The organism is Deltaproteobacteria bacterium, from assembly GCA_016208165.1.
Lineage (GTDB): Bacteria > Desulfobacterota > Desulfarculia > JACQYL01 > JACQYL01 > JACQYL01.
Genome location: JACQYL010000032.1, coordinates 1 through 20,781 on the forward strand (window position 1 = coordinate 1; position 20,781 = coordinate 20,781).

Sequence of the window (20,781 nt, forward strand, 5' to 3'; positions counted from 1 at the left end):
CACGATGATGACTTCACCGTTTTTCACGATATAATCCACGTCCCTCTTGAACAGGCTGTGAGCTTTCAATGCCTGATTGAGGTGATGAAGCACCTCGATGTATTTCGGATCGTAGAGGTTATCGATCTTGAGTAGTTTCTCGGAGTGAGCCACTCCCTCTTCCGTCAACGAAACGGTCCGCGTCTTTTCTTCCACCGTGAAGTCGGCTTCCCGCTTCAGCTTCGGAATAATCTGGTTTAATCGATAATAGAGTTCCGTCGATTCGTCCGATGGTCCGGATATGATAAGCGGGGTCCTGGCTTCGTCGATCAGGATGCTGTCCACCTCGTCCACAATGGCATAGTAGAAGTCCCGCTGAACGTAATCGTTCAGCGAGTACTTCATATTGTCCCGCAAATAGTCGAATCCGAATTCGTTATTGGTCCCATACGTGATATCGGCGCCATAAGCCTTCCGGCGGTCCTCGTCGGTCATGTCATGCAGGATGACCCCCACGTCGAGCCCCAGGAATCGATATACGGCCCCCATCCAATCCGCGTCTCTTCCGGCCAGATAGTCGTTCACGGTGACCACGTGAACGCCCCTTCCCGCAATCGCATTCAGATATACGGGCATGGTGGCGGCGAGAGTCTTTCCCTCGCCGGTTTTCATTTCCGCGATTTTGCCCTGGTGGAGGACCAGGCCTCCCATGATCTGAACGTCAAACGGACGCTGTCCCAGCGTTCGAATCGACGCTTCCCTCACAACGGCAAACGCCTCCGGCAGGATCTCATCCAGGGGCGCCCCCTGACTCACTCGTTCCTTCAGCGCCCCCGTTACTCCACGAAGCTCCGCGTCGCTTTTGGCCCTCATCCCCGGTTCCATCAGATTGATTTGATCCACCAGAGGGGCGAGCTTCTTCAGCTCTCGTTCGTTCTTTGTACCAACAACCTTCGTGATCAAACTGGATAACATACGGTTTCCCCACGTGAGACTCGGCATCCCGGCCAGGAAACGACGCTCGGAGGCCGCGCCGGCGCCTCTACGAACCAACCGCTCCTGAAAGGCCGGTGCGGCCGGCCGCGTTGCCGGTTATGCGCCATGCCGAGTCCAAATAAACATGATAAGCATTTCGACCCGCGTCTTACCAGGCTATAGGCTGTTTCCGGAAGTATTGTGCTTCCGGAAGATAAGAGCAATCGTCGAGGCCTCGTACGAAGGACTCATAATTCAAGGAGCATGGCCGTTTCATCGCATTCAGGAAACTTCACACATTTGATGCAGTCCGCCCAGACCTTATGGGGCAAAACGGACTTGTCCACTATTTCAAACCCGAAACGTTTGAAATAGTCCGGAACGTACGTGAGTGTAAAGATCCTGAAAATACCCAATGTAACGGCGTCCGAAAGACACGCTTCCACGAGTCTGCTGCCGATCTTCCTGCCATGCTCCGTCTCTTCGACGGCCAGAGAGCGGATCTCGGCCAGGTTTTCCCAAACGATGTGGGTGGAGCACACGCCTGTCACCTTGTCGTCTTCTCCATCCACGTTCACAAAATAGTCCCGGATGTGATCGTAGATGTCGCTCAACGATCTGGGAAGCAGGAGTCCTCTGTCTGCATAATAATGCAACAGACCATGGATGATTTTGGCGTCGTGTATCTTGGCTTTACGAATCATGGGAAAACCCGTCACCTATAATTGAAAAGTCGTTTCCAAGTCCGGCTGGTCATTTCCAGCGCGAAAAAAGTAACCGGCCTTCTCCGGGCCGTAGGAGATAATTGAACGGGTCGGGTATGTGCGACATACGGTCCACCGGAGACACGTCAATCAGGGCTTCGCCGGATTGCACAAAGGAGATCGGGGACTGCAACGTCACCTGCTGTCGATGGTAGACGTCCTTGTTCAGGACAACCAGCACCTCTTCGCCGGCCCTGACCGAAGCCTTCCAAAGTAACAATACCTGATCGTTGAATGACTTCAGGGCCTTTGCGGGCCCGTCCTCCACGAAAAGCGCATACTGTTTCTTGACCTCGTTGATCGAAGCAATGAAGTCCGTGAGGTCGATCTCCGCGGATTCCCAGTCTTCCGGGCGGGTCTCCACCACGTGCAGTTTCTTTTTGAACCCAAACTCGTATCCGATCGGCATCAGCACACCGGATGAAAAGAAAGCCGACAAGAAATAGCGCTGTTTTAAGGCGGCTTCATTACCCTGAACGTCTTCCGCCAGACGGGTGGTATCGTGGCTCTCAGGAAAGCCGATGGACCGCACCACGTCGCGTGTGAGGCCGTACTGCTCTAAAAGCCAGTCCGAAGCCAGATCCCACCATTTTACGCTGTTGAAAATGTAGTCGAAACCCGACAGGGCCGTATAAACTGTCTCGGGGATGCTGCAACCCAGCGTTTCCGCCGTAAACACCACATCCGAGTTCAGGTCTCTGGTATGCAGGATGATCTTCTCCCAGAACGCGGACGGCACTTGATACGCGGCATCGCAGCGAAACCCCGAAAACCCCAAATCCAGGAGAAATCGGATCCATTCCATAAAAAAGCCGAACAAGCCCTCCGGATCGGCGGTCTTCTCGTGGTCGATGCGTGCGAGGTCACCCCATGTCACCCGTCCTTCGGCGGTGTTGCAGCCCGGATGAACCACCTTCCCGTCCCCGGCCCAGTCGAACCACTCCGGATGCTTCGCCACGAGCGGAGAGTCTATGGAACAGTGATTCGCCACCAGGTCCGCCATGAACCTGAGTCCCAGTTCACGGCCGGCCGCGATGGTGTCTTTCATCTGATCCCGCGCCGAACGGATATCGTTTGCATCGATCAATAACGGATTGAAGTGAAAATGATCCTTGACGGCGTACAGGCTGCCCGAAAAGCCTGGAGCCTGAAAAGGGTTCACGAACACCCAATCAAACCCCATTCGGGCCGCTCGTTCCAAATGCGGTCTCCAGCGAGTCACCGGCCCGACGATGGTTGGAAACAGGTTATAGATGATCATGGTTCTCTTGAAGTCCGGTACCTGTATGTTCGGGCGGCTCCCGGATCCCTGTCCGATATATGACGCCCGGTCCTCTCCGACGCAAACTTCGCTCCTTCCTTATACACCAACAGTCTTGTTTCAGGAGTATTTTTTCAGTTGAAACAGTTTCTTATTCTGATTGATGGCCATATGATAATACTTATCCTGCGGGACGTATATGTAAGGCACGTCTTCTTTACGCTTGAATACGAAATGAGCGAGAATCATGCGATTTACGGCCCGGTGTCCGATGATCATGATGTTCTCGGAATGGCTGCTTAAATAAAGGACCTTTTTCACCCCACGCTTGATGCGTTCCTCCATGGATACGTATCCCTCCCCTTCCGGATACTCGTAGTTGTACTTATCCTTCTTCCGGGTGGCGGACACGTGCGGCATCTTTTCACGTATTTCGGCGTAGCTCATGCCTTCGCACACGCCGCTGTCGATTTCGTTGAACTCTTCAAGGGTAATGATTTTGCAGCCTTGCTGTTCCTCTTGTATGGGTATGGCCGTCTGGATCGTTCGCTTCCGGTCCGAAGTGAAGATGAGAGGTATCCGTTTTTGTTTAAAGTGACGGGCTAAGGCCCGCGCCTGATCGAGCCCTCCCACGGTGAGCCCCGAATCCCCCCCGATCCTGTCTTCCAGGTTGAAGTAGGTCTCTCCATGACGGATCAGAAACAGATTCTTGATGAACGGCGTTACGAGAAAATCGCGGATGCGATCATAAAATGGGACGCCGTCGTTCAAGTTCTCCTCGAGAATACGGTAATGGAATGTATTCACTTTTACGAAGTTGCGTTCCGTTCGAAGGGGCGTGTAAATTCCCTGATAATATTGTATCCGCTTCCTGAAACTGATGATGGCTTCCTCGGTGGACAAATGGGAAAATTCCGGAGTACACACTTTGTATCGGATATTCTCGTCGAGGATGTCCCGATCTTCGTTGATGCACTCAATAAACAGCACCCGGTCTTCCGGCAATTCATTGAGCAGCATCCGCCGGCGTGCGGAGCTTACGTTGGTGGCGTCGATAATGGCGGCCTTGGGTTTCCCCCGATTGCCCTCTACAAAGGTTCGCGCGTGGTTGAGGTTCATCATCGCGTAGCGCTCCCTCAGGGCCGCGCCGATTTTGTTTTTGGGATCAAAGAATTCGGGGTAGCTCGTGTTGTCTTTGGACAGTTTTCGTCGTAAGTCTCCATTATTGAAAACCCGGCATCGTATGCCGTCCCGTCGGAGGCTGTCCTGCAATTTTCCGGACAGGGTGGTTTTACCCCGTGCCGGAAGGCCCACCATGATGATGTAGATGAAATCTCCCCGCATTCGCCGCTTTCCTATTCGGTTTAATCTTTAATGATAAGCATAATTTTCCCCGCAAGTCCAGTTTTCATCTGGCTTTACCGGTCCGGTGCATGACTTCGTTCTCAGTTTCCGTTCCATTGGACAAGAGGACAGACGGATGCGTTTGATCCCCTGAGTCAGATATTCCTGAGAAATGAGTAAAGGAAAGAAAGGCCCGCGCGCTAACCTGCGGAGAGGTTAACGGCCCCTGCGAAAAAAGACAACCATCGGCAAGCAAGACGCATCCGTTCGAGGGGATCCTTCGGACTCTACGGGTTTTCCTCGCAACACGTTCAGACCCGGCCAAAGCCTCTCTGCTTCGACGCAGTCCCACACACGACGGAGCACACGCAAGCGAATGCGGGCGAAGCGAACATCCCTCAGCCCGGCAGCGGATCGGATCCTCCGGCCGGCTTCAACGCCCCTTGAAATCCGTCATCCCGATGGCCCCAGCGCAATGAAGGCGTCCACAGCCACAGGTTTGCCCTTGGAGAGAATCAACGGATTGATATCGATCTCCAGAATACGCTCCGCCTCGAGCCCCAATCGTCCCACCTCCACCAGGATGTGCGCCAGGCTCTCCAGATCCGCCGGCTCCATACCCCGAACCGCCCCGAGGATCTTCCGACCCCGGATCTCCTGCATCATGTCCAATGCATCACGCCGGCTCAAGGGAGCGATTCGAAAACACACATCCTTCAGAATCTCGGTGAACACGCCCCCCAGCCCGAACATCACACAAGGACCGAACTGAGGGTCTCTATTCAATCCCACCACCAGCTCCCGGCGACCTCGAACCATCTCCTGAACGAGAACCTCGTCGGATATACCACGCATATTGGACACTATCTCTCTAAAGGCCCCTAAAGCTTCACCGTCGTTCCGCACGTCCACGCGAACGAGATTCTGTTCGGTCTTGTGAGCCAACTCCGGCGCGCACGCTTTCATCACCAACGGGTAACCGATTTTCCGTGCGGCTTCAACGAGCGCACCCTCATTCCTGACCAGGACTTCCCGGGTGACCGGGATTCCATACGCAGCCAGCACGCGCTTGGACTCGTGCTCGGAAAGCTGTTTACGCCCTTCTTCCAATGCGCGGTCTAGGATTTTGTTGACTTCATCGGCGCCTGTCATGGTCTTTTCCAATCTCCTGTCCAAATAGGTTATGCCGTACGCCGGTCGTGTCGGAAAAACGGACATCATTCCGATCCACCGAGGGAAGCTTTCAAATGTCGCCAGTGGTCCGCTTTCCGGCGTCTGTGACAGGACCGCATCCTCTTCGGTGGAGCTGCTGAAGGATGATGTCCTCTTAGAACCTATGTATCATAAAACCGAATGACCTGGCAGATTTTGTTCGCCTTGACGCGTGGCGGAATACGAAACGCCTATTCTCGAGCATCTCCGCCGTTCTGAAACCCAGGCCGGCATGCCGAGGCCGATTCATAAACGGACCTCACAATCCCTTGAGTTCGCGGCGATTTCTGATATACTGAATGCATTCGAATAGTATCCTGCCGATTTCGACCCGCCGGTTGGCTTCGCTTTTGAAGTCGGCCGCTTTTTTTGTAATCGTCGGTCACTGTCGGACACTAAGGGATAGGTCGCCTGTTCGAGACGAAATGGGTTTCTACCCTGATGCAACAAGGAGCGACCGCTGAGAATTAACCTCATGTACCTATCACTGCATCCGTTCGTTATCCAACCCCGAATGACGTCGAACGCTCATTGCAGGTTGGCGTGGATGTGTTTTTGAAAGTCGCGATTATGTCGGAAAAACCGACCTACGAAGAATTGGAAAAAAGAGTCGGTCAGCTTGAAGACGACTTGGCCCGGCAGGGAGAAGCGCTGGAAGAGCTGAAACGATTTGTGGAGAGATCACAGGATGTGATCTATCGCTTTGACTTGGCCGCCAGACGTTTCGTCCTATACAACCAGGCAGCCTACGAACTCTACGGTGCAAAAGACGGTACTCGGCCCACGGCAAAGACGGTTTTAGCCACCATCCATCCCGACGACCGGGACGATGTCAGAAGGGCTGCGGAAGAGTCTGTAACCCTGAATCGCACTGGAGGAGAGGTAGATTACCGCCAGGTACGCGCAGACGGATCTGTGAGATGGATGCATGACCGGTGGAATGTCGTTCGGGAAGAGTCGGGTCGGGCCATTTCCATCGAAGGCATCGTCAGGGACAATACCGAGCGCAAGCAGGTCGAGATGGAGCTGCACAGGCTGGCCGAAGCGGTTCGACAGGCGTCGGAGGCCATCGTCATCACCAAGACGGATGGCAAAATCGAGTACGCCAATCCGGCGTTCGAGAAAATCACGGGCTACCCTCTTGATGAGCTGATCGGCCTGAACCCACGAGTTCTCAAAAGCGGGCATCATGATGAGGCCTTCTATAAAAACCTATGGAACACCATTCTTCAAGGCAGGCAGTGGACCGGTCGCATCATCAACAAGCGAAAGGATGGAACCCTTTACACGGCGGAATGCTTCGTATCGCCGGTCAAAAACGAAGCCGGGGATATCGTGAATTTCGTGTGGATTACCCGCGACATCACCAAGGAGTTGGAGCTTGAAAAGCGACTGTCGCAGGCGCAACGAATCGAGTCCATTGGAGTTCTGGCGGGGGGGATTGCCCACGACTTCAATAACCTGCTTTTTCCGATTATTGGAAGATGCGAGATGCTGTTGGAGGATATCCCGTCGAATGAGCCTAATCACACCAACGTGGAGCAGATCTATAGGGCGGCAAAGCGCGCCGAGGATTTGGTTAAGCAAATCCTGTCCTTCAGCCGGCGAACGGATCACAAGATGGCGCCGGTAAGAATCCAGCAGGCTTTGCGGGAAGCCCTCAAATTGGCGCGCTCCACGATTCCTTCAAACATCGAAATCTTCCAGCAAATCCAAGACGACTGCGACGTGGTGATGGCCGATCCGTCCCAATTGCACCAGATAGCCATGAACCTGATAACGAATGCCTATCATGCGGTGGAGGCGACCGGGGGAACGATATCGATCCGGCTAAAGGAATTGGCCTTGACCGGCGGCGACTTGGAGGGTACTTCTCTCGGGCCGGGAAAGTATGCCGTGATCTCCGTGTCCGACACGGGGTACGGCATTGATCCTGCCGTGATGGGACGAATTTTTGAGCCCTATTTCACGACCAAGGAACGGGAGAAAGGAACCGGCCTCGGACTTTCGGTGGTGTACGGCATTGCAAAGGAATATGGTGGGGATATCCGTGTGTACAGTGAGGTCGGGAAAGGATCCACCTTCGTTGTGTATCTGCCCATCCTGAGTGACATCTCGACGGCCGTAGCCACCGACAAGGCGGTTACGTTTGAAACAGGAAGGGAGAGGATTCTGGTAGTCGACGACGAAGTATTGATCGCCCGGCTTGAAAAACAGATGCTCGAACGTCTCGGTTATCACGTGGAAGAGCGGACCGGCAGCCTGGAAGCGCTCAAGGCGTTCAAGGCCGATCCGGACGCGTTCGATTTGGTGATCACGGATATGACGATGCCGAATATGACGGGCGATCGGCTAGCCCGGGAACTGCTCTCGATCAAACCCGGAATTCCCATCATTATTTGTACCGGATTCAGCGAAAAGCTCAGCGAGGAAGGCGCCAAGGCCATCGGAATAAAGGGTTTCTTGATGAAGCCCATGGGCAGAAAAGATCTGGCTCTGATGGTGAGGAAGGTTCTCGATGAGGCATATGGGACTTGATGAAAACAACGGTCCTCGCATCCCAAACACACATAAGTGCAAGAGACGATAATATTGAATGATGTCATATGGTTGTCCCCAAATGATTTTTTTTTGGCCATCACGAAAAAATAAATGTTGACGTAAGACCTGAAGATATGCATAATGAAATGAAGACATGCAGAATAGCGATGCTGATTAAGTAGGACTTCAGAAAAAGCCGAATCTCGAGCGATCGGGAGGCGGAAAACTACGGGTCTCAAAGAGATCGCCGGGTTGCCTGATGGAGGGCTATCCCGGCTTTTTTATTTCGCCGGGGCCTCCGCAGATTCAAAGGCGCTGTAAAACCAAGGAGGGCGAAATGAAGCGAGTGGTAGTTTTGGTGTTTCTGGGTCTAATGGCCCTGAGCCTGCCGGCTCAAGCCGTCACTTTTCAACTGGACAGCCTCACCGTGGGCTCGTCGGATCCCGGATTGGTTCTCGGGGGTGGGCTGAACTACACGCCCCCGGTATCCTTCGATCTCGACTGCCCCGAGTGCAGCTACGACTCCGTGTTCTTCGACAATCTGTTCTATCTGTACAACACCGAGAGCGCATTGAACTTCGATGATTGGGCCACGATACCTCTTACCCTGACGTTCAATTTCTCGGTGCCTTCGGCCGGCGGTCAGGCCGTCTCCGGGCAGTCCCACGGATACTTCTCATTGATTCCGTTCGGCAACCGATGGGCGGTGGATCTCGACAACCCCACCTTATTCTCCTTCACCGACGGAGCGTTCAATTATGAGCTCCGGGCCTTCATCAGCCCGGCCGAGGCTAACTTCGGCTGGACCGAGACGGGCTACTTCGACGTGACCTTCAAGCTGAAAGAGTGCGAGGCCGTACCCATCCCCGGAGCGCTGTGGCTTCTCGGTTCCGGCCTAGTTGGAATGCTCGGGTTCCGGCGGCTTAGAAATAAAGCATAACTCGTGGCTTTGACGTATCACTCAGAAGCAGGGTCGTTCGACCCTGCTTTGTTTTCGGTCCGGGAAAGAGCACGTACATAACCACGGCGCACCCGCGTTACGCTTGGGCATCCATGCGGCCTCCCGCCTTTCCCCTCCGCCGGCTTCATGGAATGTGCCTGATCGCCAGGAAAAGTTGGTCAAAGGCGCCTCAAGAGCCGTCTACATCCCCAGGTAAGCTTCTCGGATCTCCTGGGTCTCGCAGATCTGTCGCGGGTCTCCTTCCGCGCGGATAGCGCCTTCATGCATGACGTACACGTAGTCGGCCACGCGGAGGGAGGCTTCCACGTTCTGCTCCACCAAGAGGATCGTTAACCCGAATTCTTCCCGCATCTTCTGGATTGCTCGAAGGACCTCCTGGACCAGCAACGGAGCCAATCCCTGACTCGGCTCGTCGAACATGATAAGCTTGGGCTTGGTCATGAGCGCGCGCGCTATGGTCAGCATCTGTTGCTCACCGCCGCTCAGGGATCCGGCCCGCTGCGCACCGCGCAGCTGGAGTATGGGAAAGAGCGAGTGGACCAACTGCAGATTGGCGTCTTTGTCCCCATGCGCTTTTTTCAGATAGGCGCCCATGACCACGTTCTCATGCACGGTCATGTTCGGGAACAGGTGCCTCCCCTCCGGGACCAGAGCCAGCCCCAGGTCCACCTTCTTATGGGTCGGCATAACCGTGATGTCGTTTTCATCGTACAGGATGGAGCCTCCCCAAGGCAGGATGGAGCCGAAGATGGCGCTCAAGAGCGTACTCTTGCCCACGCCGTTCGGTCCCAGAATCAGGGTCACCGTGCCGGAAACCACCTTTAGACTGGGTCTCCAAAGCACCTGCATGGCTCCGTAACCCGCCTCGAGGTCTCGTACGGTCAACATGATTGCTCCTTCGGCGGACGACCTAAGTACACCTCCACGACTCTCGGGTTTTCCAAGGCCTCTTTGGTAGGAGCGTCCACTAGCTTGGACCCCTGGTACAGGACCACGACCCTCTGGACGAGACCCACCACCGCCCGCATGATGTGCTCGACCATGGCCACGATGGAGATGCGCTCCTCCTCCGCGATGCGCTTGAGAAAATCGACGATGTGGTCAATGTCTTTCGGATGCATCCCGGCCATGGCCTCATCCATGAGCAGCAACTTGGGCCGCATGGCCAGGGCTCGCGCGATCTCGGTGAGCTTTTTCTCGATGGGAGTGAGCCCGCCCGCCGGCTTGTCCCGGTGCTCTTGAAGGCCCACCAGTTCGACGTAGCGATCCGCGATCTCGAGCGCCTCCCGGACCCCAACCTTGCCGCTGAGCGTGCCGAACATGGCTCCCACCGCCACATTCTCCCGGACGGTGGCGGATCCGAAGGGCCTGGGAATCTGAAAGGTCCGTCCGAGTCCCATGGGCGCTCGCTTGTACGGAGGCATCCGTGTTATGTCTTTCCCCTCGAAGTAGATCCTCCCTTCCTCCGGGAAAAACACCCCGCTGATCAGATTGAACAGGGTCGTCCGCGCCAGCACGCCTATGACTCCCTCGGGAAACGCGACGATAATAATAATGATGATAGGCGCAAATATGAGCAGCTGAAATCCCGGAATAATGACGGTGAGCCAGTACTTGGTCAGTCCATAGATAAGCCCGCCGACAACCGGACCCAGCAACGTTCCGGCGCCTCCCAGCAGGACTATGATGATGCATTCGACGGTGTAATGGATTTCGAAAACTTCCGGAGGAAACACGTTCGTGACCTTCAAGCCCCACGCGGTCGCTCCGATCAACCCGGCGAGGGACGCGCTCGTGATAAAGGCGATGATCTTGTACTTCGTCACATGGATACCCATGACCTTGGCCGCGTCTTCATCCTCCCGAAGAGCAGTCAGGGCGTACCCGATCTTTCCTTTCATGTAACACAGGGTGATGAAGGCGGCGACCCCGGCTATGACAAAGACGAAAACATCCGCCCAGAAGGTGGACAGTAAGCTGGCGGTCTTCCGACCCACCGCCTGCGCCAACTGCCCGTAAAAAATGATGCCTTCGGATCCGCCCCAGAGCTTGGCTCCTTCGATCAGATACCGGAACCCCTCGTTCACCCCGATCGTGGCGATGGCGAAATACGCGCCCCGGAGCCTCAAGGCTACCGCGCCCACAAAAATCGAGAGAATGGTGGACATGACCGCGGCGAGCAGGAAGCCGACCAGCACGACCCAACTACCCAGCCACTCTATATGGTACAGGTGGGAGATGCTCAGCGCCATCCCGTACGTGCCCACCCCCATGAACGCCACGTAGCCGAAGTCCACGTACCCGGTCATGCCCAGGAATATGTTGAACGCCTGGCCGATGGCGGCGTAGAAGGCCAGCATGGCTATCAATTGCCACATGCCCGGAGCGTTCCTTCCAATTAGGAACAACGTCAGATAGACCGCGTAGACGGGTATCAGGGGGTAGTACTTCGCTATTCTGTCGCTCATTTGGTCCCCATCAGCCCGGTGGGCTTTATCAAGAGGATCACGAGTAACATCACGAAGGAAAAGAAGCGCGTCATTGCAAAGGGCTCCAATCCGGGTATCATCGCAAACAAGGTGTAGCAGCCGTTTTCCAGGAGCCCGAAAATCAAGCCCCCGAAAAAGGCGCCGTAGGGAGAACCCAGGCCCCCCAAAACCGCAACGACAAATGCTTTCAGAGTGTACGTACCGCCCATGTACGGGTTAATGCCGACGGGGATGAACATCGTAAGCAGGACGCCGCTCACGACCGTCAAGGATATTCCCAGGGCAAAGCTCATGGCATATACCCATCCTACGTTGACGCCGCACACACTGGCCCCGATATCGTCTTCGACGACACTTCGCACCGCCGTCCCCGCTCGGGTCTTCTTGAACCAAACGTACAAGATGATCGCCACGAGGATGCTTCCGGCAAGAGCGTAGACTTTGCTCATGGGCAGCACCGTTACACCGAGGTCGACCCGTGACACTATCCAGTTGTATCCGCGGAACTCGGACCCGAAGATCTGTTTGATCAGCTCCTCGAGCAGTATGCCGATAGCAAAGGTGGCCAGAAGAGAAGCAAGCTCCGGAGCCTTGATCAGCCTTCGGATGGAAGTGTAATAGAACAGGCACCCAAGCGCGATGCCCACGACAAAGGCGACGGGGATCGCGAGCATGGGGTTCAGGCCGAAGGTGTTAAACAGGAAGAGGGCTATGAAGGCGCCGACCATCATAAAGGCTCCGTGGCCCACGTTGACGACGTTCAGCACCCCGAAGATCAAGCTCAGACCCATGGTGGCCACGCCGTAAATCCCGCCGAGGAACAAGCCCTGTATGAGATTTCCAGCTAGCTGTTCTCCAATCATGATCCGACCATTCCCTGATGCATTTGGAGATCCTCCCCCAACCCGTGGAAAGGGTCCCGGGGTCCTCTTTTAAAGGTTCCCCCGGGATATTCCCTGAAAACATCCGGAGTCTTCCGGCGGGGGCAACGACGAATGGGCTACTTGGGTACGGCCAACTTGCCCTTTGCCTTTTCCTCGAAGCTGGGCAGGGGGTAGTACAGCTTGCCCGTGGCCGCGTCCGGAGGCCATATTATGACCCGATCGCCGCCCTGCCACTGCATGTCCACCATGCTGTGCCCGACCTGTTTTCCGGTTTCATCGACATCCCATCCGCCGTAAAACGACATGAACGCGAGATTTCCAAAGGCCTCCCGGACCTTATCCATCTCGAGCGAATCCGCCATCTCGATGGCTTTAACGAGCGACAGGATCGCCGCGCCGGCTTCGGCCGCATGATACTCGGGAGTCAGGTCTTTGCCCACGGCTTCCTTGAACAGACTCACAAACTCGTCTTGGGAGGGGCCGAGCCACTGCTTACCTGCTTTGTCCGCGGCCTCCTTCGAATATTTCACCCCGTATTCCCAGTGGGAGGGTCCCATGATGCCGTCCGCGATGGATCCCAGGGCCTCGTAAAACGCGGGCAACGTGACGCTCACCACAATCGAGATGGCTTTGGCGTTGATGCCCAGATCCGCCATCTGCCTGGCAAACAGCTGTCCGTCTTCAAAGTGGCCGCCACCGATGACGATGTCCGGCTTACTCGACTTCATATCCGAAAGAACGGGAGTCAAGTCGGGGGTGCCTTCAGGGTAAGTCCGTTTGAACACGATGTCATAGCCGATCTTTTTGGCGTGTTCCTCGGCGCCTTTCATCACATCCCTCGAAAACTCCGCATCCTTGTATAGCAGGGCCAGCCGCTTGGATTCGGGGTCCACCTTGCGCAGCATGTCCAGCGTGCCCACGTGATACAGGCTTCCGGGACCAATGGTTTGAACGACATACCGAAACCCCTGTTCGAAAATGCGATCGCTGGCGCCGCCGTGATCCAGGTAGAGCATTCCGTACTTCTCGGCCACGGGGGCGCCGGCCAAGGTCAGGGGGGAACTGTAAGGCGTCAGCAGGAAGTTCACCTTGTCCACCGTGATCAATCGCTCGATGAGGCTGGTGACGACTTCCTTTTTGGACTCACAGTCGTAGTTGACGTACTCGATGGGAAGCTTCTTGCCTCCCACCGAGACTCCGCCGTACACCTCGTTGATCCACTTGATACACCCTTTGACGCCGCCGATGGCCTGCTCTCCGGCTTTGGCAAACTTCCCCGAAAGACACTCCGGGTGTCCCACGAGAATGCTGTCGCGCGATTCCGCGCTGGAGGCCATGAAGCTCGCCGAAACAAAGATGCTCAGAGTGAGCAGACAGATGATGCCAAAACGTTCTCTCATTTTCATTCGGCTCTCCCTTTTATTTGTGTTGGTGGTCACCATACATGCGCTCCTGATGGCGCTTATCAAGCGCCTTTCTGCGTTTGCATCCGAATAAGCTGCAGTCGATATCAAGCATGCGGCCCGCGCGGGGGCTAGAAAACGGGTCCGAAGACCGTACATGAAGGGCGGCGAGGCATTGTGAAATCAAGACGAATAAAAACCGTCCGGAAACAGGCGGGCCGCTTTTGGATCAAGCCGAACGCCCTGTTGTTCCCGGCATTCCTGCTCAGTTTCAATCCATGGAATTTACCAACGGTTGTTCTGTTGTATACCAGATCGGAAATGAAAAGGAAAGATTAAACAGGTATGATTATCCGGATGTCTAATGCATCCTGCACCTAAATTACGTATAGTTGTCTGATTCGTTCAAGAACTGTCGACGGACGACGATGGTCTTACGGTGGCGGATGCTGCAGATTGCACACCCAACGTCGCGAGAGGTTGATTTCATGAAAGCCGCGTTTGTCGTCTTCGATCGCATGACATCTCTGGATTTCATCGGATTTTACGACCCTGTAACACGTCTAAGGTCCATGAGAATCATGGACGATTTCGAATGGCGTATCTGTTCGACCGCCCGGCATGTTGTCGATGATCGGGGACTACGGTTCGAGGCGGACACCGTAGCGGAATCCCTCGATTCCTACGATATGCTGTTTGTGCCTGGCGGGTATGGCGCCAGGAACCTCCAATATGATCGCACGTTTATCGGTTGGTTGAAAGCCGCTGAATCTGCGCGACTGAAGGTATCCGTATGCACCGGCGCTCTGCTCCTGGGAGCGGCGGGCTTTCTTCGAGGACGGAGAGCGACAACGCATCCGAACGCGTACAAGGAGCTGGAACTCTACTGTGACACGGTGATTCAGGATCGAGTGGTCGATGAAGTGGACATCATCACCGCGGGCGGCGTTTCGGCCGCCATCGACGCGGGCTTGCACTTGGTGCAAAAATGGGCGGGCGCCGATGCGCGCAAGCAAGTCGCTGCACAGATGGACTACCCGTACTGATGGAATCCGCGCATATCGGGGATGTACATCATCGTGTGGCATGAAATAGCATTGCCCCCGATCAACCACTTACCCGAAGAACGATTTTGCCCCTCACGTGGCCGGTCCGGCTCAATTCATGGGCCTGAAACGCCTCAGCCAGCGGAAGGATGGCGGAAACAGCGGGTCTCACCTTCCCTGCGTCGATCAAGGCCGCGATTTGAGCGAGTTGAGCCGCGTCAGGGTGAACCATGATCCCCTCACCCCTCACGCCGTGTTGGCGGGCCACCTCCGGGGAGGTGACTCCCAAGGTGGCGACTAGAGTTCCCCCCTTTTTGAGAACCCTCCAGGAACGCGCTTGGGTGTCTCCGCCAATGGTATCGAGCACCACATCCACGTCGGTCACGGCCTCTTCGAACCGGGTGGAGCGATAATCGATCACCTCATCGGCGCCCAGCGCCCGCAGAAAATCCGCGTTGCTTGCGGAGGCTGTTCCGATGATTTTGGCCCCTTTCCACTTGGCGAACTGGACGGCAAAATGCCCCACCCCGCCCGCCGCGGCATGAATGAGCACGGTTTGGCCGGATTCGAGACCCGCCACTTCGAACAGGGATTGCCAGGCCGTCAGTGAGGCCAGGGGCGCCGCCCCGGCCTGAGTATGGTCGATGGAGTTCGGCTTAAGCGCCAAATGCCGCGTCCGTGCCGTCACGTACTCCGCATAAGCGCCGTCGCGCATGAAATCCAACATGCCGTAGACCGCATCGCCGACTTTGAAATTCGTGACCTCGGGGCCGACCGCCTCCACGACCCCTGAGACATCCCAACCCGGGATCAAGGGGAGCCGGTGCTGCAGCCACGCCTTGACGTGACCGGCGCGCACTTTCCAATCCAGAGGATTCACACCTGCGGCGTGGACCCGAATGAGCACTTCCCCCTCTCCGGCTTCGGGACGGGGCGCCTCTTCCAGTACGAGGACTTTGGTGTCCCCGTAGGAGTGAAATCTCACTGCCTGCATGGTTGCCATGATCGTCTCCCTTTATATCCGGGCTCTTCCAATCGGAGTTCTTCCCGCTTCCAAGAAACGGGAAAAAACCGAATACCCGACCTAGTCTTATCCAATATAAGGACTGAAACAAACCGAAGCGAATAGGGTGAAGGCTGTATTTCGGAGGATAGGGCACGCACCAGAGGCATACATGCAGTCCTGACTCCTATTAAGTTCCAAACAAAAATCGGAATACTCCTCCCCGATTTTCTGCCCTCGACGGTCATGAACAGACATAATAAACTACGCAATATCAATAAAATAAGAATCGAGTAAGAAAATCGTCTGAATCAACTTGAGTCTTGCGTTTCTCTACATACTGTGTATAATATCACTGTTAATTATAGCAGTATTTATGAACTTGCCCGGGGACCACATTGAAGAGCCTGACTAACAAGCAGTCCGAGATATACGAATTCATTGCAGCATGGCAGAGGGACAACGGCTACCCGCCAACTCAGGAGGAAATACGTGCGCACTTCGGGTTGGGCAGCCTCAACGCCGTCCGTAATCATCTCGCTCTGATCGAAAAGAAAGGCTATGTCCGTCTGAATTTCGGAAAAGCTCGTGGAATTCGGTTGTCGCCCTTATCCACGCAGAGCATTCCGACACAGAATGGTTTCATCCCTCTGTACGGCACGATTGCTGCGGGTCTACCCATATGGGCGGTAGACAATCTTGAAGGCCACCTGCCCATTTCGCCTGGCTTGTTTGGTGGGGGTGAGCTTTTTGCGCTGCACGTACTGGGCGATAGCATGATCGGAGCCGGAATCAGAAACGGCGATATCGCCGTCATTCAAAAGCGAAATTATGTCGAAAATGGGGAAATAGCGGCTGTTCTCATAGAGCAGGAGGCTACATTGAAGCGAGTCTATTCATCACCTGATTCGCTTGTTCTCAAAGCCGACAATCCTTCCTTTCACGACCTGAAATATGGTAAGGAGAATATCGACTCGATTCTCATCCTTGGGCGTTACCAGGGAATTGTCCGAACACGGAATATTCGGTGCTCCCCATGAATGTCGCAGAGGAAGTCAAGAACTTCGGGTGTTACGATGTGGTGTCGCTCGGCGGCAAGCCGACTCCCAAACATTTGGACTACCTTGATCTGCTCGAGGAGTCTGGGACTGAGCGCCTGACAGTGGATGCCGTCGCCGAGTTCCAGTCCAGGCCCCTCCTTTATATTCTATCGGGAGAACAGATACGAAATGTGGACGACAGCCAGATGCCGAATTTGCAGTGTCTTCTGGCGAATCGGGGTGAGAGGGCGTATCTCGGTGTGCTGAAACCGGGCGAGTTGGATGTCTACCCCATCAACTTGGACCGTTCCCGCCTGCTTAACTCCCCCCCAAAAACCATCAAGAAGGCTTCTTCTGCGGCCCCCCTTTTTTTTCAGAGTGTCGTGAACGGCGTTTTTACCTCAGAAGGCCAGCCTGAAGAGCCTGATTATGTATTCAAGATAATTAATGATCTGATGACCGACTCTTCGGAGAGACTCATAAAAACCTACAAACTCGAACCTCTGGATGTCCTGTCATTTCTCGGCCGTGCATTGTTCTTCCGTTTCTTGTCGGATCGTAAGATAGTAGAAGCGAGTGAGCTTCATGTCGTTTGTCCGCAAGCGAAGACAGTCGGTGACTGTTTCGGTAATGTGACCAATTCCGTCTCAACCTGCAGGTGGCTCGACGAAACCTTCAACGGTGACCTACTTCCGCTCCCCCCCGACTATGAAGGTGTATTCAGACAGGCGGATGAACAAACAGAAGGTAGATTATTCTTTCATCTACGGGCCATCCTGGAGGGCTGGGAGCAGGTAGGAGATGGGCAGTTTCAATATACGATTGACTGGGGCGATCTTGACTTTGCCCACATACCCGTCGGTGTGCTCAGTCAGGTGTATGAGAATTTCAGCAAGGCGTGGGATCCGATACACACGAAAAAGACCAGCGCGTACTATACACCCAAGAATATTGCGCGTTACCTGGTCGACGAGGCATTTGAAGGCGTCACGGCCAGGGAGGACGCTCAAGTACTCGACGCAAGTTGCGGCGCCGGGATTTTTCTCGTTTTGGCGTTCAGGAGACTGGTAGCAACCCGCTGGGAGCACGATGGTAAGCGGCCCGACACAAAGACGATTCAGTCCATTCTGTATGATCAACTTTGTGGTTTCGATGTCAATGAGTCCGCCTTACGTTTGGCTGCATTGTCTCTCTACATTACCGCCATTGAACTTAATGGTACGCCGAAACCTCCCGAAAGCCTGAAATTCCCAAAACCACTGAGGGAAGTCGTTCTCCACAATCACAAACGACCTGAAGAGCAGGCGGCCAAAGGTTTTGTGCTGGGCAGTCTGCGTTCGGACGTCTCCGAGAACTTCAACAGCCGTTTCGATATGATCATCGGTAATCCCCCTTGGACTCGTCTGAACAGAGGGCAAGAAAAGATCAATGCACGATTCACGGAATTAACTCGTAGGATACTGGCCAATCGCGGGCTTAAAGAGATTGCGCAGGCTTACCATAATCCCGATAACGATCCGGACCTGCCTTTCCTGTGGAGGTCGACCGAATGGGCCAAACAGGGAGGCATTATTGCTTTGGCTCTGCCCGGACGCATATTTCTCAAACAGTCGAAGCCGGGCATCGATGCATTTCATGCCATACTGAAGGGAATCGAAATTACGGGCATATTGAATGGATCAAACCTTTCGGATAGCCCCGCAGTATGGCCGGGTATGGATCAGCCGTTCATGCTTTTTTTCGCACGCAACCGCCTTCCCGCTGCAGAGACGCATTTCTATTTTGTTACACCTCATTTCGAACGACGCGTTAATGACGAGGGGCGCATCCGTATTGATTATCAATCCGCTCAACCCGTAGCTGCTCGCAAGGCCGTGGAGGATTCCCGGTTGCTAAAGACGTTGTCGATAGGAACTATTCTCGACGTGGAACTTCTTCATAAGATAGACGACTTGCAATGGCCGAGCGTTGAGGAATACTGGAGTAACAATGGTCTGTATTCGGGGTTGGGGTACAATCTTTCCCCAAAGCAGGTCCAATATGACGCATCATTCATGCAGAAATTGGACGATTTCCAACGACCGCCGAATGGCGAATTCTCGGTTCGTGCGTCGTCACTGCCAAAGTTCCAGCGTAGTACAGCGCATAGGCTAAGGCTAGTGGAACTTTATACACCGCCTTTGCTTATTGTGCCGGAGTCACCGGGCTCTTCGTCGCTTTCGCCGAAATCATACGTCGTTCGAAAACCAACAGCTTTCAGTAAGAGTTATTATGGCTTTTCCGCCCACGGCAGCAAAGAAGCGGATTTGATTATAGCTCTTCTTTATCTGATCACTCATGCGGATCTGTTCAGGTATCACGTGCTGCTGACGAGTTCGAGGATGGGCGCGGAACGAAGAACTTTTCTCAAGGAGAACATCAACCACTTTCCTTTCCCGGAAATCCATGACATGTCCGACCAGCAACAAGAGATCGCCGTGAAACTGTCCCGTGAGCTTGAAAGCGGATCCAAAAAACCATGGAAGGCGATCAACGACTTCATTTTTGATCTCTACCGATTCGACCAGTACGACCGACAGGTTGTCGAAGATACGCTTGAAGTGGCCTCGCCTTACAAGGAGGCGCGGGATCGCGCCAACGCACCCCCAAAATTGGCTGAGCGCAAAGCCTTCTATGCTGCGCTGCAGCGAATGATCGAGCCTTCCTTCCACATAACGAGAGAGACGGTATCGGTTGATGAGATAGAGATTCCGGCGGAAGACATTCCCACATCTTGGCATTTTTTTGTGGTTTCTTCATCAGCCGCTTCGGCAACTCCATCACGAACGGTGCAGAAGACCCTTATCTCGCGAATCACCGAAGAGGCCAATAGAACAGGATGCAGTCGTTTTATTGTTCACGACAAGGCATGCTTACTAGTGGGAATGATTAGCCAATATCGATACTGGACGCTAAGTCGTGCCCGCTTGTGTGCGATAGATATACTCAATGAGCATCTTGACGTATTTCCCATGGGAAAGAACTGATGGCGAAAGGTTTTTTTACCCTGGGTGTAAAATTCGAATTACCTCACCCACCAATCCCGCAACGTACCCTGCTGCTTCTCTGTAAGGTAATCAGAAAGGCCTGGCAGTTGCTGAGAGAGACGCCGATTGAGGGGTTCAGCCTACAATCCGCACACGAAGACGCCATCACACTCCACTTGGTCTGGATTCTTGAAAACCGCTTGCGAAAGAACGGGGAGGTTGATGGATTCAACTGCGAGCTCTTTGGGCGAGTTGTTCGAGAACCTACGATCACGAATTATGATAATGAACATCCCGATAAGATGCCCGATATCGTCTTCGGTTTAAGACGGGAGAAACGACCGATTCTCAGTGAAGAGGACGGGCTCTTTGTAGAATGCAAACCGATTGACAGCAAACACTCAATTTTTTCCTGCTACTGCAAGAAAGGCCTAATACGGTTCGTCAACGGCGATTATGCCTGGGCTATGCAGGATGCCTTGATGGTCGGATATGTAAAAGGCGGCTATTCATATGATAAGCTTGCATCTGTCCTTGACGATATCGAAAGAAGCAGAGAAATGAATACCACCAACCATTCTCTACTCAAACAGCGCGAAATCTACTGTTCGAATCACAGCAGAGATTTTCAATGGTTGGAAAGCCACGGGAAAGCTTGCCCCATAGCGGTATCACATCTGTGGTTGTGTGTGGAAGCCCCTGTCGAGCTTAGCCGCAAACCAAGGGTCTTGCGGGCATGACGCACATCCCTCAGACAGCGGGGAATGGCCAGGTGTGCTTTTAAGACTTGTCCAAATACGTCTTGCCCAGTATTGGACGATGAGTCGTCTGTGACGTGGGGAAAGGGTCCCAA

Annotated in this window: 16 protein-coding genes and 1 riboswitch; of the genes, 6 read left to right on the plus strand and 10 right to left on the minus strand. The window is 54.3% G+C overall.

Annotated features, from left to right (window positions below):
• The 5 genes from secA to HY788_06875 form a co-directional block, all read right to left on the minus strand.
• Positions 1–954, minus strand: a 954-nt coding sequence (gene secA, locus HY788_06855) for a preprotein translocase subunit SecA (protein MBI4773887.1), incomplete at its 3' end; no start/stop codon positions are given.
• A gap of 248 nt (positions 955–1,202) precedes the next feature.
• Positions 1,203–1,658 (minus strand): N-acetyltransferase, encoded by a 456-nt coding sequence (locus tag HY788_06860; protein MBI4773888.1) that lies wholly within the window; start codon positions 1,656–1,658, stop codon positions 1,203–1,205.
• A 49-nt stretch (positions 1,659–1,707) separates the two neighbouring features.
• The gene (locus HY788_06865; protein MBI4773889.1) at positions 1,708–2,979 is read right to left on the minus strand and encodes an alpha-amylase; all 1,272 of its coding nucleotides are present in this window, start codon (positions 2,977–2,979) and stop codon (positions 1,708–1,710) included.
• A 120-nt stretch (positions 2,980–3,099) separates the two neighbouring features.
• On the minus strand, positions 3,100–4,323 hold the full coding sequence (locus HY788_06870) for a histidine phosphatase family protein (protein ID MBI4773890.1): 1,224 nt from the start codon (positions 4,321–4,323) through the stop codon (positions 3,100–3,102).
• A 453-nt stretch (positions 4,324–4,776) separates the two neighbouring features.
• Positions 4,777–5,475, minus strand: coding sequence for an acetate--CoA ligase family protein (locus HY788_06875; protein ID MBI4773891.1), 699 nt, complete (start codon positions 5,473–5,475; stop codon positions 4,777–4,779).
• Between the two features lie 630 nt (positions 5,476–6,105).
• Between HY788_06875 and HY788_06880 the strand changes: the two genes are divergently transcribed.
• Entirely contained in the window at positions 6,106–8,073 is a 1,968-nt protein-coding gene (locus HY788_06880) for a PAS domain S-box protein (protein MBI4773892.1), read from the plus strand.
• 188 nt (positions 8,074–8,261) lie between these two features.
• A riboswitch (cyclic di-GMP riboswitch) is annotated at positions 8,262–8,336 on the plus strand.
• Between the two features lie 77 nt (positions 8,337–8,413).
• Positions 8,414–9,016 (plus strand): hypothetical protein, encoded by a 603-nt coding sequence (locus HY788_06885; GenBank protein ID MBI4773893.1) that lies wholly within the window; start codon positions 8,414–8,416, stop codon positions 9,014–9,016.
• Positions 9,017–9,217: 201 nt separating this feature from the next.
• Here the strand turns inward: HY788_06885 and HY788_06890 are convergent, their stop codons facing one another.
• From HY788_06890 to HY788_06905, 4 genes are all read right to left on the minus strand, one after another.
• Complete coding sequence (locus tag HY788_06890) at positions 9,218–9,925, minus strand: ABC transporter ATP-binding protein (protein ID MBI4773894.1); 708 nt, start codon at positions 9,923–9,925, stop codon at positions 9,218–9,220.
• Positions 9,919–11,505, minus strand: a complete 1,587-nt coding sequence (locus HY788_06895; protein MBI4773895.1) for a branched-chain amino acid ABC transporter ATP-binding protein/permease — start codon at positions 11,503–11,505, stop codon at positions 9,919–9,921. The genes HY788_06890 and HY788_06895 overlap by 7 nt, the downstream gene beginning before the upstream one ends.
• Positions 11,502–12,392, minus strand: coding sequence for a branched-chain amino acid ABC transporter permease (locus HY788_06900; GenBank protein ID MBI4773896.1), 891 nt, complete (start codon positions 12,390–12,392; stop codon positions 11,502–11,504). Before HY788_06900 ends, HY788_06895 begins: the two co-directional genes overlap by 4 nt.
• A 134-nt stretch (positions 12,393–12,526) precedes the next feature.
• Entirely contained in the window at positions 12,527–13,816 is a 1,290-nt protein-coding gene (locus tag HY788_06905; protein ID MBI4773897.1) for an amino acid ABC transporter substrate-binding protein, read from the minus strand.
• 485 nt (positions 13,817–14,301) lie between these two features.
• On the opposite strand from HY788_06905, the gene HY788_06910 reads away from it, so the two are divergent.
• Positions 14,302–14,859, plus strand: coding sequence for a DJ-1/PfpI family protein (locus HY788_06910; protein ID MBI4773898.1), 558 nt, complete (start codon positions 14,302–14,304; stop codon positions 14,857–14,859).
• A 61-nt stretch (positions 14,860–14,920) separates the two neighbouring features.
• On the opposite strand, the gene HY788_06915 is transcribed toward HY788_06910, so the two are convergent.
• Positions 14,921–15,853: an NADP-dependent oxidoreductase gene (locus tag HY788_06915; GenBank protein ID MBI4773899.1), complete on the minus strand. Its 933-nt coding sequence runs from the start codon at positions 15,851–15,853 to the stop codon at positions 14,921–14,923.
• Between the two features lie 407 nt (positions 15,854–16,260).
• On the opposite strand from HY788_06915, the gene lexA reads away from it, so the two are divergent.
• From lexA to HY788_06930, 3 genes are read left to right on the plus strand one after another with little or no spacing between them, the layout of a single operon-like run.
• Entirely contained in the window at positions 16,261–16,902 is a 642-nt protein-coding gene (gene lexA, locus HY788_06920; protein MBI4773900.1) for a transcriptional repressor LexA, read from the plus strand.
• Positions 16,899–19,928, plus strand: a complete 3,030-nt coding sequence (locus tag HY788_06925; protein MBI4773901.1) for an N-6 DNA methylase — start codon at positions 16,899–16,901, stop codon at positions 19,926–19,928. The genes lexA and HY788_06925 overlap by 4 nt, the downstream gene beginning before the upstream one ends.
• The gene (locus HY788_06930) at positions 19,928–20,668 is read left to right on the plus strand and encodes a hypothetical protein (GenBank protein MBI4773902.1); all 741 of its coding nucleotides are present in this window, start codon (positions 19,928–19,930) and stop codon (positions 20,666–20,668) included. Before HY788_06925 ends, HY788_06930 begins: the two co-directional genes overlap by 1 nt.
• The last annotated feature ends 113 nt before the right edge of the window (positions 20,669–20,781 follow it).